This is a genomic window from [Roseibacterium] beibuensis (assembly GCF_039542305.1).
Taxonomy (GTDB): Bacteria; Pseudomonadota; Alphaproteobacteria; order Rhodobacterales; family Rhodobacteraceae; genus Roseibacterium; species Roseibacterium beibuensis.
Genome location: NZ_BAABHW010000003.1, coordinates 16,312 through 30,095, shown reverse-complemented (window position 1 = coordinate 30,095; position 13,784 = coordinate 16,312). Strand labels below are relative to the sequence as shown.

Annotated in this window: 12 protein-coding genes and 1 pseudogene; 5 read left to right on the top strand and 8 right to left on the bottom strand. The window is 66.2% G+C overall.

Annotated features, from left to right (window positions below):
• Positions 1 to 41 precede the first annotated feature (41 nt).
• Positions 42 to 1,259, top strand: coding sequence for an MFS transporter (locus ABD923_RS11635; RefSeq protein WP_259549051.1), 1,218 nt, complete (start codon positions 42 to 44; stop codon positions 1,257 to 1,259).
• On the opposite strand, the gene ABD923_RS11630 is transcribed toward ABD923_RS11635, so the two are convergent.
• From ABD923_RS11630 to ABD923_RS11620, 3 genes are all read right to left on the bottom strand, one after another.
• Positions 1,256 to 2,053 (bottom strand): hypothetical protein, encoded by a 798-nt coding sequence (locus ABD923_RS11630; protein WP_259549053.1) that lies wholly within the window; start codon positions 2,051 to 2,053, stop codon positions 1,256 to 1,258. The two genes, ABD923_RS11635 and ABD923_RS11630, sit on opposite strands and share 4 nt — an antisense overlap.
• Positions 2,054 to 2,157: 104 nt before the next feature.
• Complete coding sequence (leuC, locus tag ABD923_RS11625; RefSeq protein WP_259549058.1) at positions 2,158 to 3,564, bottom strand: 3-isopropylmalate dehydratase large subunit; 1,407 nt, start codon at positions 3,562 to 3,564, stop codon at positions 2,158 to 2,160.
• A 49-nt stretch (positions 3,565 to 3,613) separates the two neighbouring features.
• Complete coding sequence (locus ABD923_RS11620; protein WP_345229481.1) at positions 3,614 to 3,751, bottom strand: hypothetical protein; 138 nt, start codon at positions 3,749 to 3,751, stop codon at positions 3,614 to 3,616.
• A 57-nt stretch (positions 3,752 to 3,808) separates the two neighbouring features.
• On the opposite strand from ABD923_RS11620, the gene ABD923_RS11615 reads away from it, so the two are divergent.
• Positions 3,809 to 5,161, top strand: coding sequence for a mechanosensitive ion channel family protein (locus ABD923_RS11615; RefSeq protein WP_405048299.1), 1,353 nt, complete (start codon positions 3,809 to 3,811; stop codon positions 5,159 to 5,161).
• Between the two features lie 93 nt (positions 5,162 to 5,254).
• On the opposite strand, the gene ABD923_RS11610 is transcribed toward ABD923_RS11615, so the two are convergent.
• Positions 5,255 to 6,880 (bottom strand): thiamine pyrophosphate-binding protein, encoded by a 1,626-nt coding sequence (locus tag ABD923_RS11610; RefSeq protein ID WP_259549060.1) that lies wholly within the window; start codon positions 6,878 to 6,880, stop codon positions 5,255 to 5,257.
• Positions 6,881 to 6,934: 54 nt separating this feature from the next.
• Here ABD923_RS11610 and ABD923_RS11605 point away from each other — a divergent pair, with 54 nt between their 5' ends.
• On the top strand, positions 6,935 to 7,480 hold the full coding sequence (locus ABD923_RS11605; protein WP_259549061.1) for an NADPH-dependent FMN reductase: 546 nt from the start codon (positions 6,935 to 6,937) through the stop codon (positions 7,478 to 7,480).
• Positions 7,481 to 7,491: 11 nt separating this feature from the next.
• Here the strand turns inward: ABD923_RS11605 and ABD923_RS11600 are convergent, their stop codons facing one another.
• Together ABD923_RS11600 and ABD923_RS11595 are read right to left on the bottom strand one after the other, a co-directional pair.
• Positions 7,492 to 8,238 carry a TSUP family transporter gene (locus ABD923_RS11600; RefSeq protein ID WP_259549063.1) on the bottom strand — a complete coding sequence of 249 codons (747 nt, stop codon included), beginning with the start codon at positions 8,236 to 8,238 and terminating at the stop codon, positions 7,492 to 7,494.
• Positions 8,235 to 9,272 carry an NAD(P)/FAD-dependent oxidoreductase gene (locus ABD923_RS11595; RefSeq protein ID WP_259549069.1) on the bottom strand — a complete coding sequence of 346 codons (1,038 nt, stop codon included), beginning with the start codon at positions 9,270 to 9,272 and terminating at the stop codon, positions 8,235 to 8,237. Before ABD923_RS11595 ends, ABD923_RS11600 begins: the two co-directional genes overlap by 4 nt.
• Positions 9,273 to 9,331: 59 nt before the next feature.
• Between ABD923_RS11595 and mnmC2 the strand changes: the two genes are divergently transcribed.
• Entirely contained in the window at positions 9,332 to 10,009 is a 678-nt protein-coding gene (gene mnmC2, locus ABD923_RS11590) for a tRNA (5-methylaminomethyl-2-thiouridine)(34)-methyltransferase MnmC2 (protein WP_259549071.1), read from the top strand.
• On the top strand, positions 10,006 to 10,881 hold the full coding sequence (locus ABD923_RS11585; protein WP_259549072.1) for a DMT family transporter: 876 nt from the start codon (positions 10,006 to 10,008) through the stop codon (positions 10,879 to 10,881). The genes mnmC2 and ABD923_RS11585 overlap by 4 nt, the downstream gene beginning before the upstream one ends.
• Positions 10,882 to 10,958: 77 nt before the next feature.
• Here ABD923_RS11585 and ABD923_RS11580 read toward each other — a convergent pair.
• Positions 10,959 to 11,644, bottom strand: a pseudogene (locus ABD923_RS11580) (IS5 family transposase); the annotation flags it as partial.
• A gap of 173 nt (positions 11,645 to 11,817) precedes the next feature.
• Positions 11,818 to 13,770, bottom strand: a complete 1,953-nt coding sequence (locus ABD923_RS11575; protein ID WP_259549080.1) for a lytic transglycosylase domain-containing protein — start codon at positions 13,768 to 13,770, stop codon at positions 11,818 to 11,820.
• Between the last annotated feature and the right edge of the window lie 14 nt (positions 13,771 to 13,784).

The window sequence follows — 13,784 nt, the reverse complement described above, 5'->3', positions numbered from 1 at the left end:
GGGGGTTTCGCCCGCCACGCGACAGGCGTATGGCGAAACACATGCGCGCGTTCCTGTTTGAAAACCGACGCTGGCTTGCCACCGGCGTGTTGCTGACCTTTGGGTCCTCGTTCGGACAGACCTGGTTCATCTCGCTTTTCGCAGGCGGCATCCGCGACGCCTACGGCCTGAGTGACGGGGGCTGGGGCGGGATCTACACCCTCGCGACCCTTTCCTCGGCGGCCCTGCTGCTCAGCCGGGGCGGGCTGGCCGATACCATGCCGCTCTCGCGCCTCGTCACGCTGATTTCCGGCCTTTTTGCCCTGGCCTGCCTTGGCATGGCCCTGGGGCAGTCTGTCTGGGTGTTGGGCGTGTCCGTCTTCTTGCTGCGGTTCTGTGGGCAGGGAATGTTCACCCATATGGGCATCACGGCCATGGGCCGATGGTTCGTCAGCACGCGGGGCAAGGCCGTATCCATCGCCAATCTGGGCCATCCGCTGGGAGAGGTCGCGCTGCCGCTTGGCGTCGTCCTGTGCATCGGCTGGATCGGCTGGCGCGCGACCTGGGGCGTGACGGCCCTTGTCATCCTGGTGATCATGTTGCCGCTGCTTCTGTGGTTGCTGGCGCGGGATCGCGCACCGACCGGTCAGGTCAGCTTCACCGGTAGCCCGGGCTTGGGCGCGCGTCACTGGCGGCGTGCCGAGGTGCTGCGCCACTGGCTGTTCTGGGCGCTGATCCCGATGATCCTGACGCCGGGGTTTATTGGCACGGTCGTGTTCTTCCACCAGGCCCATGTGGCCGAGGTGAAGGGCTGGAGCCTGATCTCCATGGCCCCGGCCTACCCGGCCTATGCCGGCGCTACCGTGGTGATGTCACTGGTCGCGGGTTGGGCGGCGGACAGGTTCGGACCGGAGCGGTTACTGCCCGTTCTCTTGATCCCGATGGGGGTGGCGATGTTCCTGATCGGACCGGCCACTACCCCGATCCTTTGGGTTGTGGCCCTTGGCATCCTCGGCATCACCCAAGGCATGTCCGGCGCGCTATGGGGTGCGTTTCTGCCCGCCGCCTACGGCACCGACAATCTGGGAGCGGTGCGGGCGACGGTGACGGCGGTGATGGTGCTGTCCACCGCCATCGGGCCGGGGATCACCGGCGTTCTGATCGACCGCGGCGTGACCTTCCCGGAGCAGGGCGTCGCGATGGGCCTGTGGTGCCTCGGGCTGTCCGTGGCGATGGTTCCGGTGCTTCTGCGCTATCGCCGCGAGGGGCGGCCCGGCTAACGGAAATCATCGAACCCGATGCGCCGGGCCATCCGCGCGAGAGGGGAGCCTTTCGGCGGCCGCCGCCGTTTGAAAAACGGGCGGAGGCGCGACGCATAAAGGTGCAGGCAAAGCGTGTTCTCGGTCACCCAATGGTCGAGCGTGCCGCGCGGGTCGAAATACAGATCGCCCAGCCACCACGGGATCGGGTTCAGCGCCTCTTGCGGAAGGGCGTGGTCAATTTCACCGGTCTGTTTCATCGCGTATGTCTGCGCCAGTGGGCCGAAGGCGTTGCCGACAAGGCGCGCGGTTTCGGCTTGCCGTCGCTCGGGTACGATCCGGCGGATCTCCTCCTGCTGTGCGGACTCCAGCCAGGGAAAGACCGCCGCAGGATCGTCAAACGCGGCGCGCAACATCCTGAGCGCCGGCGAGGTGGGCGGAAGCCGCATGACCGCGCCGTTCACCCAGTCCCCTTCCTGCCGCCCGATCAGGTAGCCCCCGGATGGGCGCAGCGGGCGCAGAGCGATCACATCGGTATCCACCCAGATCATCTCGCTGCGGTGCATGAGGTGCAGACGGAAGACATCCGACAAGGGGGCAGGCGGCAAACCCGCGATAGACGCTCCGATCTCCGGCCAGATTTCCTCCGCACGGACCAGATCGGCGCCCGTGGGCACCGCAGGCGCAGGCCCCTCCCCGGCGTGAAACAGCGTCACCGGATGCCCGAGCGCCGCGAAACTGGCGAGCGACAGCTTGTCGATCCAGCGAAGGCGCGGGCCGATCCAGAAACTGGCAATGCCGGGGAGATCAGCCATGTGCACCGCCCGCAAACGTCAACGGGGCCGCAAAAGGGCGGCCCCGTTTCTTGGACTCGGTGGAAGAGAAGGTGCCGGTCGAACAGCCCACGACCGCGCGCGTCTCACATCAACTCGCGCACATCCGTCAGATGGCCCGTCACGGCGGCCGCCGCCGCCATCGCCGGGCTCATCAGGTGGGTGCGCCCGCCGCGGCCCTGACGCCCCTCGAAATTGCGGTTCGAGGTGGCCGCGCAGCGTTCACCGGGGGCCAACTGGTCGGGGTTCATGGCAAGGCACATGGAACAGCCCGCAAGCCGCCATTCGAACCCGGCCTCCTTGAAGATGTCGGCCAGCCCTTCTTCCTCGGCCTGCGCACGGACAAGGCCGGACCCCGGCACGACCATGGCGCGGATGCCGTCCTTGATCTTCTTGCCTTTCAGCACGGCAGCAGCGGCACGCAAATCCTCGATCCGGCCATTGGTGCAAGACCCGATGAAGACCGTATCGATGGCGATGTCCTTGAGCGGCGTGCCCGGCTTCAGCCCCATGTAATCGAGCGAGCGCTTGGCCGCCTCGACCTTGCCGCCTTTGAAATCCTCGGGCGCGGGCACGACATCGGTGATCGCCAGCACATCCTCGGGCGAGGTGCCCCAGGTCACGCTGGGGGCGATATCCTCGCCACGGATGGTCACGACCTTGTCCCAATGGGCGTCGTCGTCTGAATAGAGCGTCTTCCACCAGGCCAGCGCGGCTTCCCACTGGGCGCCCTTCGGCGCATGGGGGCGGCCCTTGACGTAGTCGAAGGTCGTCTCGTCCGGTGCGATCAGGCCGGCGCGGGCACCACCCTCGATCGCCATGTTGCAGATCGTCATCCGCCCTTCCATCGACAGCGAGCGGATCGCCTCGCCGCAATACTCGATGACATAGCCGGTGCCGCCTGCGGTGCCGGTCTCGCCGATGATGGTCAGGACGATATCCTTGGCCGTGACGCCCGGGGCCAGTTGCCCGGTGATCTCGACCTTCATGTTCTTCGATTTCTTCTGGATCAACGTCTGCGTGGCCAGCACGTGTTCCACCTCGGAGGTGCCGATGCCGTGCGCCAGCGCCCCGAAGGCGCCGTGCGTCGCGGTGTGGCTGTCACCGCAGACCACGGTCATGCCCGGCAGGGTCCAGCCCTGTTCGGGGCCGACGATATGCACGATGCCCTGGCGCACATCCGTCACAGGGTAGTAGTGGATGCCGAAATCCTTGGCGTTCTGGTCCAGCGCGGCCACCTGGATGCGGCTGTCCTCGGGCATCTTCTCGGGATCTTCCCGGCCCATCGTGGTGGGCACGTTATGGTCGGGCACCGCGATCGTCTTTTCGGGTGCGCGCACCGTGCGGCCCGTTATGCGCAGCCCTTCGAAGGCCTGCGGGCTGGTCACTTCGTGGACGAGGTGGCGGTCGATATAAAGCAGGCTGGTGCCATCCTCGGCCTCATGCACGAGGTGAGCGTCCCAGATCTTGTCATAGAGTGTTTTGGGGGCCATCGGTCAGTCTCCGGATGGGCGGGAAATGGTCGTCGGTTCGGCTGAGCTGTCAGGCCGTGCCTAGGTGCCCGAGGACGCTGCAACGCGCGCCGAAAAAGCGCCACGGCAGGCGCGCCCGGTCGTCCATGTCGAAAACCCGTGTCATGCCGTCGAGATACACATGCACTTGCCCCTTGCCAAGGGTCACGCTTGGCGAAGACCCGAGCGCGCCCTAGGGTAATCGCACATATCCGAAAGGACCGCGATGGAGCCCGAGACAGAGACGCCGACCGACGCCCTGCCCGATGCAACCCCGATGGAGGGGCTGACGACGTCGGTCGAGGGCTTGTTTGCACAGGGGCGCGTGTTTCTCGAAGGCCTTTTGCGGCCCTGGAATGCCTATCAGGTCGCCATCCTCCTGGGCCTGGTGCTTGTCGCGTGGTTTCTGACGCGGGGCTTCGGCCCGCGCATCCGCGCATGGATGGCCTCGCGCGAGGGGTGGCCGACATGGCGGATGCGCATTCTCGTGATCGTGCATCGGCGGCTGTTCCTGATCTTCTTCGTTGTGCTCGTCTGGACGATGGTCCTGGTGATGCGAGAGGTGACATGGCCATCGCGCAGTTACCTTCTGTCCGTCGTGGCCGAGCTTGCCACCGCATGGCTGTTCGTAGCTGTCGTCGCGCGGCTGATCCGCTCGCCCGTTCTGCGCAGCCTCGTGCGATACGGCGCGTGGATCTACGTCACCATCGCCATTCTGAACCTGCAGGAAGAGATTGGGGCGATCCTCGATTCGGTGGGCTTCAACCTCGGCGGGATACGCCTGTCGCTGCTTGGGGTGCTGCAGGCCGTGCTGATCGTCGCGCTGCTGATCATGGCGGCGCGGTTCCTGACCCGGACCACCACCGCGCGGATCGAACGGAACGAGGACCTGTCCCCTTCCATGCGGGTGCTGGTCGTCAAGTTCATGCAGGTCCTGCTCTACGGCGCGGCGATCTATATCGGCCTGCGGGCCTCGGGTGTGGATCTCACCGGTCTGGCGGTCCTGTCGGGCGCCATCGGCGTGGGCCTCGGCTTTGGCCTGCAAAAGGTGGTGTCGAACCTTGTCTCAGGCGTGATCATCCTGCTCGACAAATCGATCAAGCCGGGCGACGTGATCAGCCTTGGCGATACCTTCGGCTGGATCCAGACGCTTGGCGCCCGTTATGCCAGCGTCGTGACGCGGGACGGCAAAGAGTACCTGATCCCGAACGAGGACCTGATCACCAACCAGGTGGTGAACTGGTCACATACGAACGAGTTCGTGCGCCTCGATATCCATTTCGGCACCTCCTATGGCGATGATCCGCATCTGGTGCGCCGCATCGCCATCGAGGCCGCGATGGGGGTGGACCGTGTGCTGACCGATCGCAAGCCGGTCTGCCATGTCACCGGCTTTGGCGATTCCAGTGTCGATTACATCCTGCGGTTCTGGATCCGTGACCCGACCGGGGGGCTGACCAATATTCGCGGCAACGTCTTTCTCGCGCTTTGGGACGCGTTCCAGGAAAACGGGATCTCGATCCCCTTCCCGCAGCGCGAGGTGCGGATGCTTGGCGACAAGCCCACGCCGGAGGTCTGAGCCGGCGGCGCGGCTGTCGCCGCATTCTCTTTGGAAAGAGGATGGGGGCTTTGCCCCCAAACCCCCAGCATATTTCCCCGGATAAAGATCGGGTCAGAGAGACGCCGTCGTGCTCAGCATCTGCGGGTCCAGCCGCAGTTCGATGATGTGAAGCCCGCCTGTCCGGGCGGCCTCGAACGCCTCGGCGAATTGCCCTGTTTCGGTAACCAAGTGCCCTGTGCCGCCATAGGCCCCGGCCAGCGCGGCCCAGTCGGGGTTGAACAGTTCCGTGCCGGAGACGCGACCGGGGTATTCCCGCTCCTGGTGCATGCGGATCGTGCCGTAGCGCCCGTTATTGGCGACGATCACGATGATATCTGCCCCGTATTGGCGCGCGGTGGACAGCTCCTGCATCGTCATTTGCAGGCAGCCATCCCCGGCAAGGCAGACGACCGTGCGGTTCGGGTGCTGCAACTTGGCCGAGACGGCGGCGGGCAGGCCGTAGCCCATCGACCCCGAGGTGGGGGCGAGTTGCGTGCCGTGCTGCCGGAACCGATGGTAGCGGTGCAGGAAGGCGGCGTAGTTGCCCGCCCCGTTCGTGATGATCGTATCCGGGCCTGCGTGATCGCGTAGCCAGCAGATCACCTCCTCCAGCTTCACCGCGCCCGGTGTTTCCTGCGGGGTCTGCCACGCCTCGTACTCTGCCCGCGCCTCGATGGCGCCGCGGTCGGAGTCCGGTTCCTCGGGCAAGCGCTCCAGCAGCAGGGACACGGCGTCGCGCGGATCGCAGACAAGCGACAGCGCGGTCGGATAGACCTTGTTGGGCATCCCCGGGTCCGGCGCGATCTGGATGATCTCCGGCGCGGTCGCCGGATCGAGCAGGGTGAAATCCTTCGTGGTGATGTCGTTCAACTCCGCGCCCAACAGCAGGATCGCGTCGGCCTGCGACAGGCGCGCGCCGAGCTTGGGGTTCATGCCCACCCCCAGGTCGCCCGCGTAGTTCGGATGATCGTTGTCGATATAATCCTGGCGACGGAACGTAACGGCGATGGGCGCGCCAGTCCGTTTCGCAAGTTCGGCGGCCTGTTCGGCGGCCCCGGCGCTCCAAAGCGAGCCGCCTGCGATGATCATCGGTCGGTCGGCCTTGCGCAGCGTTTCCACAATCCGATCCAGATGGGCATCGGACAGGCTGCTTTCAGGCTTGGCCCCGATGACGGGCGCGGCGGGTGCCGATGCGTCGGCCGACAAGACATCCTCGGGCAGGGCGATGACGACGGGGCCGGGCCGGCCCGAGCGTGCGATGGCAAAGGCACGGTCCACGTATTCGGCCAGACGGTCGGTGCGCTCGACCTCGGCCACCCATTTCACCAGCGAGCCGAACACGTCGCGGTAGTTCACCTCCTGGAACACGTCGCGGTCGCGGTGCTTCAGCGGCACCTGGCCCACGAAACAGACCAGCGGCGTGGCGTCATGCATGGCGATGTGCAGGCCAGCGCTGGCATTGGTGGCCCCCGGCCCGCGTGTCACGAACACGACACCCGGTTCGCCCGTCATCTTGCCGTAGGCATCGGCCATCATCGCCGCGCCCCCCTCCTGCCGGCAGACGATATTCTGGATGTCATGGTCGTACAGGCCATCCAGCGCGGCCAGGAAGCTTTCCCCCGGAACCGAGAAGACCCGTTTCACCCCGTGGCTTGCCAAACGGTCCGCCAGGATTTTTCCGCCGTGGTGCTTGGACATGTCCCTCTCCTGCCATAGCTCTGACGGGGTGGTTTGTGATCGGAGGATGGGACCTTGTCCAGTGGCAGGCTCTTGGGAATTTGCGGCTCGCTTCGGGCGGGATCCTACAATCGGAAGCTGATGCTCGAGGCCGCGCGGCTTTACGACCCGGAGGAGTTCGTGGTCGGCAACCTTCGCCTGCCGCTCTATGATGGGGATCTCGAAGACGCCGAGGGCATCCCGCCCGAGGTGCAGGCGCTGGCCGACCAGATCGCGCAGGCCGATGCGGTGGTGATCGCTGGCCCCGAATACAACAAGGCGCTGTCGGGTGTTCTCAAGAACGCGCTCGACTGGGTCAGCCGGGCCGAGGGCAATCCGTGGAAGGACAAGCCGGTTGCGATCATGTCCGCGGCGGGCGGGCGCGCGGGCGGTGAGCGTACCCAGTTCTCATTGCGCCTTGCCCTGGTCCCGTTTCAGCCGCTGATCCTGCAAGGGCCCGAGGTGCTGGTGGGCAATACCAATGCCCAGTTCGACGATGAGGGCCGCCTGATCAACGAGATCAACCTCAAGGCGCTTGAGGGGCTGATGACGCGCCTCAAGGCCGAGGCGACGCGGGCGTGAACAAGGGGGCTCTAACCTGCTGCCAGTGACCGGATCAGCAGGATCGTGGCGGATGCTCCGGCAAGGCCAAGGGCAATCGGTCGCGCGGGCGTCTTGCCAAGAAGGCGCGAAAGCGGTGTGGCCACCCAAAGCCCGAAAAGGGTCGCAGGGCTCAGAACCAGCGCGGCCACCATGTGTTCGGCGCGCACCAGCCCCTGCCACGCCAGGGCTGCGAGGCTGACGATCATGCCGAACATGAAAAAGCTGTTCTGCATCGCTGCCGATCTGGTTCGCTCTTCGTGCTGGTAAAGCAGCGCCATGGGCGGTGCGCCGATGGCTGTCAGCGTCCCCATCAGCCCGGCGGTCAGCCCCGCGCCGAAAAGCGATTGGGGCGATATGGCGATCCGTATGCCAATCAGCGACAGCGCGATGGCGAGATAGACGATGCCCGCGATGGCAAGCCCTATGCCCTCCGATCCGATCAGGGCCGCCGCCAGCCATGCCGCCAAGACCGCGCCAAGCGCCCGCCCCGCGAAGCCCGGCGGCAGTTCGGCAAGCGTAATGGCGCTTCGATCGGCCCGCACGGCGCGCCACCCGACAAAGGCCCCGAGGATGAGGAGGAGCGTGGGCAAAAGCTCCGGCACGATCAGCGCCAGAAGCGGGGCGGCGACCATCCCGAAACCCTGCCCCGTGATCCGTTGCAAGGCGGCGGCGAGGGCGACGGACAGCGCTGCAAACGCCCAGCCAGATGCCGACAGGTCCGGCAGAAGCGCCGTCACCGAAAACTCGCCTCGGGTTTGAAGAGATCGGGGATGGTGTCCCTGCCATCAAGGACAAGATCGGCCATCATCCGGGCCACGATGGGGGCCATGCCGAAACCGATCTTGAACCCGCCATTGGCGATGTACTGGCCGTCATGGAGCGGATGGGCGCCAAGCATCGGCGCGCGAGACCGGGCGCGCGGACGCAGGCCTGCCCAACGGTCGATCACCGGGGCGTCGGCCAGCGCCGGGCAAACCGCGCGCGCCTTGGCGATCACGGCGTCCAACTGTTCATCGGTGGTGTCAGGCGCATCGAAGTCACGTTCCGAGGTGGAGCCGACCCCCGTCGTGCCATCTGCGTGCGGCACGATCAGGACGGTTTCCGCGAATACCTGGGCACAATCCCGCAGGTCCGCATCCAGAAGCGCGGCCTGTCCCTTGACCGGCGAGCCGATGGTCTTTTGCCCTGCCAGCCCGTTCAGTTCCAACAGCCCGGCGATGCCGGTGGCATGGATCACGGTGCCCTCGGCCTCACCCTCGGGCAGGATTTCCGCCCCCTTGCGGCGCAGCGCTTCGGCCAGAGTGGCGGTGGCGCGGCGCGGATGCATTCGGGCGGTCAGCGTGTCATGGATCACCAGACCGGTGGGCGATGCAACCGGGATGCCTGCGTCATCGGCGGGGATGACAGTCCAGTCATAGCGGCCTTTCCAAAGCTCTTTCGCCGATTCCGCGCGGGCGCGGGCAAGCTCCACCGCGCGATCATCCATCAGGGGCTGGACGCGGCCAAGGCGGGCAAAGCCCGCGTCCTGACCGGCGACCTCGGCCGCCTCGGACCAGAAGGCGTCGGCCATGTCGAGGCTTTGGAACTGGATTTCCTTCTTGTCGTTCCAGTTCTCCGGAACATGGGGCGCAAGCGCGCCGACCAGGCCGTTCGACGCACCTTTGCCCACGCCATTCGGGTCGATCACCCGCACCGACGCGCCGCGCGCCGTGCAGGCCCAGGCGATGGCAAGCCCGAAGGCTCCCGCTCCGAATATGGTGATGTCCCTCATTGCGCATGGTCTCCGTTCGGTTAAGTCTCCGCGCGTTGGGCCGGGTTGTAGGCGAGCCGATGGCGGAGAACCAGAGAACGGATGGGCACAGGCTGGACTGGCGCGAGGGCGTGCCGGTCTCGACCTTGTTCGACGATCCGTTCTATTCGCTTGAGAACGGCCTGGCCGAGACGCGGCACGTGTTCCTGTCCGGCAACGACCTGCCCGCGCGGTTCGCGCCGGGGTTCCGCGTGGCCGAGCTTGGGTTCGGAACGGGGTTGAACCTGGTCGCCGTGCACGAGGCCTGGGTGGCGTCTGGTACTGCCGGCCCGCTAACCGTCACCAGTTTCGAGGCATTTCCGGTTTCTCCCGGAGGGGCGCTGCGTGCCTTGGCTCATTTCCCCGAAGCCGAGGGTCTGGCCCCGCTGATCGCAGGGGCGCTGTCCGGCTTGGGGCGCATAGAAACCCCGACACTGGATTTCACGCTGGTCGTGGGCGACGCACGAAAAACGGTGCCGGCGTGGGGTGGGGTTGCCGATGCCTGGTTCCTCGACGGGTTCTCGCCCGCCAAGAACCCCGAGTTGTGGGAACCGGGCCTGATGCAGGCGGTCTTCGATCACACGGCACCGGGGGGCAGTTTCGCCACCTACTCCGCCGCCGGGGCGGTGCGGCGCGCCTTGGGCGACGCCGGGTTCCGCGTCGAGCGCCGGACGGGCTACGGGCGCAAACGGCACATGAGCATCGGGGTAAAGCCATGAGCGCGGACAACACGCGTCTGGGCATCTGGCTGATGGTGGCCACGACCTTCGTCTTCGCCATGCAGGACGGGATCAGCCGCCACCTTGCCGGGGAATACAACGTGCTGATGGTCGTGATGATCCGCTACTGGTTCTTCGCGGCCTTCGTCATTGCCGTCGCCGTGCGCAAGGCAGGCGGCGTGCGTGCGGCCGCGGCGACCGAACAGCCGATCTTGCAGATCTTCCGGGGTGTCTTGCTGGCGACCGAGATCTGCGTGATGGTTTTGGCCTTCGTCCTGCTGGGTCTGATCGAAAGCCACGCGGTGTTCACCTCCTACCCGCTCTTGATTGCCGCGCTCTCGGGGCCGGTGCTGGGCGAAAAGGTGGGCTGGCGGCGGTGGGCCGCCATCGCCGTGGGCTTCGTCGGCGTGCTGATCATCCTGCAACCGGGTATGCGCGTCTTCCAGGTCGAGGCGCTGGTGCCGCTGGCCTCGGCCTTCATGTTCGCGCTTTACGGTCTGCTGACGCGCTACGTCGCGCGCAAGGACTCGGCGGCGACCAGTTTTTTCTGGACGGGGACCACCGGGGCCGTCGTGATGACCGCCGTGGGCCTCTGGTTCTGGGAGCCGATGACCGGCCCCGACTGGGCGTGGATGGCGCTGTTATGCGTGACCGGTGCGGGCGGGCATTTCCTGCTGATCAAGACCTATGAACTGGCCGAGGCGAGCGCCGTGCAGCCCTTCGCCTACCTGCAACTGGTCTTCGCAGCCGCCCTGGGGTTGATCGTCTTCGGCGAAACGCTGGAGGCGAACGTGGTGATCGGGGCCACGCTGGTGGTTGCCGCGGGACTCTTCACGCTATGGCGGCAACGTCAGAAAGAACTCGGCGCCTAGGGCGCGGACTCAATTGATCGCAACCAAATGCGAGCGGATGCCAGGGCGACCGCTGCTAGGAAGTTGACTGCGTGCTTTTCGAAGCGTGTGGCGATACGGCGGAATTGCTTGAGTTTGCAGAAGTATCGTTCAACGAGATTGCGACGGCGGTAGAGATCAGGCGGGACGCTGCGTTGCAAGCGGACGCGGCTCTGTGTCGGGATATGCGCCTCGCCCCCCCCCCGCGCCGCCACCCGCTCTACCAGGGCCAAGCTGTCGTAACCCCGGTCTGCGACGACGATGCCGGGGGGCAGTTCGTCGAGGAGCAATGGAGCCACCGTCTTGTCGGAGGCCTGCCCGGCGGTGATGTGCAGCCGGACCGGCAAACCGTCCTGATCGACGACGGCGTGGATCTTGGTGCTCAGTCCGCCACGAGAACGGCCAATGGCGTGATCCTCGCCCCCTTTTTTCCGCCTGCGGCGTGCTGATGGGCGCGGACGATGGAACTGTCGATCAACTGCAGCGACTGCGGCGATCGTCGTGCCAGTTCCTCGAACACTTTCAACCAGATGCCGCGCTTGGCCCAGCGGTTGAACCGGTTGTAGACAGTGGTGTAAGGGCCATATCGCTCCGGCAGGTCGCGCCACGGCGCGCCGGTCCGCAACACGTAGAATATCCCGTTCGTCACCCGCCGGTCATCAACACGACGCCGGCCCTTCCCGGGGCGCGGCAACAACGGCTCAACAAGCTGCCATTCCTCGTCACTCAAATCGTACCGTGCCATCAAACCCTCCCGATTTCGCCAGAAGTGAAGCACGACAAGGCACAAACGGGAATCCCATTATTGAGTACGCGCCCTAGGGATTGCGCCGTCTTCGACGCCGCCGGGGGGAGGCGCGGCCTCACGCCCCCTTGGGGCGATCGCCCGCGCCTTGGGCGCTAGCTTCCAGTCGCCGATTACTGCGCCAGACGCTCGGCCAGGCCGAGAGTCGGAAGGGCACCGGTCAGTTGCGCCTCGTAGATCGGCAGGCTTTCGGTCACGCGCATGATGTAATTGCGGGTTTCGGAAAACGGGATTGCCTCGATCCAGTCGATGATCGCGTCCTCGTCCAGTCCGCGGGGATCGCCGAAGCGTTCGACCCACTGGTTCGCCCGCCCCGGCCCGGCATTGTACCCCGCCGAGACCAGAACGGGGTTCCCGCCATAGCGCTCGATCAGGCCGGCGATATAGGTCGATCCGAGCAGCAGGTTGTAATCCGGGTCGGTCCGTAGCCGCGCTTCGGAAAACGGAATGCCCAGCAAGGCTGCCGTGTCCGATCCGGTGCCGGGCATCACCTGCATCAAGCCGATGGCGCCTGCGTAGCTGACCACGTTCGGGTCGAACTCCGATTCGCGCCGCGCGATGGACAATGCGAAGGCTGTGGGCACGGGCAGATCCACCTCGGCCAGATCGGCAATGGGGTAATAGGCGCGCATGATCTCGTAGCCTCCTTGCGCGGCGCGCTTGGCGATCATTAGCGCGAGATGCGGTTCGCCAAGATCGAGGGCGAAATCCCCAAGCATCCCGGCCTCGTCCCGCGTCAGGCTTTCGGTCAGATGCGTCAGGAACCGCTCGCTCAGGTCGCGCTGGCCGGCCTCGTACAGGATCAGCGCGGCATGAAACACGGTGGAGGCGGTGAAATCCGCGCTGCGCCAATCGCCGTAGTCCTCGTCGGCCAGAAAGGCGGGGTCGACGGGCAACCCGCCGCGCTCGGCGGAAAGCTGGCCGTAGAAACTCGACTGGTAGTCGGCACCCAGCGCATAGGCTTCGGCTGCCTCGGCCTCATTGCCAAGCGCCTCATGCGCGCGGCCCTGCCAGTAGCCGGCCCGACCCGCCGAGATGGGCGAAAAGACGGTGTCGCGGAAGGCTTCGAAATGGCCGATCGCGGTTTCGGGAATCCCGGCCCGCAAGGCGCAGTATCCCGCGATCCATTCGAGATCGGCGAAGGCGAGGTAATCGACGTCGCGGCTCAGGAAGTGGTTGGCGGCGTAGTCGTAGCAAAGGTCGAACTCCCCTTCGCGGGCAACATCGCGGGCCAGGTCGGCGCGCCTGTCGGCCCATGCAGACGGTCGCCCCAAAGCCTCGGCGGAGGTCGAGCGTTCGGCCATCAGGTCCCCGGCGGTGTCCCAGAAGCCCGACCGGACCCGCCAGAGGAACCGCTCGAAGGCCAGCCCCGGATGCGTGCGCAGGTCCGAGGGGACCGCTTCGATCAGGTCATCGACTCCGGGGCGGCGTTCGCGCAGGGCAAGCCGTGCCTCCGCCAGGGCCCGCCATCCCTCGGGAACCAGGGGGAACATCGCGCGGGCGCGATCCTCGGCCCCTTCCCAAAGCAGGTGATCGAGGCGGCGCAGATGCAAGCTTTCGTCGTTCAGGACCGATCCGTAGGCGTCGCGCAGGTTGCCGGCTTCGGTGCCGGTCATCGTCATCGTGGTCCAGGCGCGGATGGCCTCGGCATGGGCGGCCTCGGTATCGCCCGCCGCTTCCAGTGCAAGGGCAAGCGCCAATGCGCCTGCGCCGGTCTGGGGTGCCTGATCTTCGAAATAGTCCAGCACTGGCGCGGGGTCGCCATCGACCGGGATGGAGGGTTCGCCCCGCGCACGCAGGTATTCCAGCCCCGGCCAATCTGGGTTGCGCTCCAGAAAAGCGACGTAATCGGCAAAATCGGCCCCGCCACGGCGCAGCCGCGTCCATTCCACCACGTCCAGCGCGACGGGGTCGTCAATGGCCTCCACCGCTTCGTCCACCAGAGCGAGATCGCCTTGGGCAAGCGCATCGAGAGCGAGGCCAAGCGCCTCGGCATCGGCGAGGGCAGGGGCCGCCGAAACGGCAGCGCCAAGCGCAAGGCAGGTGGCACGGATCAGGCGGCGCATGGTCTCCCTCCGCA

What these genes read in the sequence shown, in the direction of transcription:
- ABD923_RS11635 (WP_259549051.1), top strand. Translation starts at nt 42, where the DNA reads ATGCGCGCGTTCCTGTTTGAAAACCGACGCTGGCTTGCCACCGGCGTG.
- ABD923_RS11630 (WP_259549053.1), bottom strand. Translation starts at nt 2,053, where the DNA reads ATGGCTGATCTCCCCGGCATTGCCAGTTTCTGGATCGGCCCGCGCCTT.
- leuC (WP_259549058.1), bottom strand. Translation starts at nt 3,564, where the DNA reads ATGGCCCCCAAAACACTCTATGACAAGATCTGGGACGCTCACCTCGTG.
- ABD923_RS11615 (WP_405048299.1), top strand. Translation starts at nt 3,809, where the DNA reads ATGGAGCCCGAGACAGAGACGCCGACCGACGCCCTGCCCGATGCAACC.
- ABD923_RS11610 (WP_259549060.1), bottom strand. Translation starts at nt 6,880, where the DNA reads ATGTCCAAGCACCACGGCGGAAAAATCCTGGCGGACCGTTTGGCAAGC.
- ABD923_RS11595 (WP_259549069.1), bottom strand. Translation starts at nt 9,272, where the DNA reads ATGAGGGACATCACCATATTCGGAGCGGGAGCCTTCGGGCTTGCCATC.
- mnmC2 (WP_259549071.1), top strand. Translation starts at nt 9,332, where the DNA reads ATGGCGGAGAACCAGAGAACGGATGGGCACAGGCTGGACTGGCGCGAG.
- ABD923_RS11585 (WP_259549072.1), top strand. Translation starts at nt 10,006, where the DNA reads ATGAGCGCGGACAACACGCGTCTGGGCATCTGGCTGATGGTGGCCACG.
- ABD923_RS11575 (WP_259549080.1), bottom strand. Translation starts at nt 13,770, where the DNA reads ATGCGCCGCCTGATCCGTGCCACCTGCCTTGCGCTTGGCGCTGCCGTT.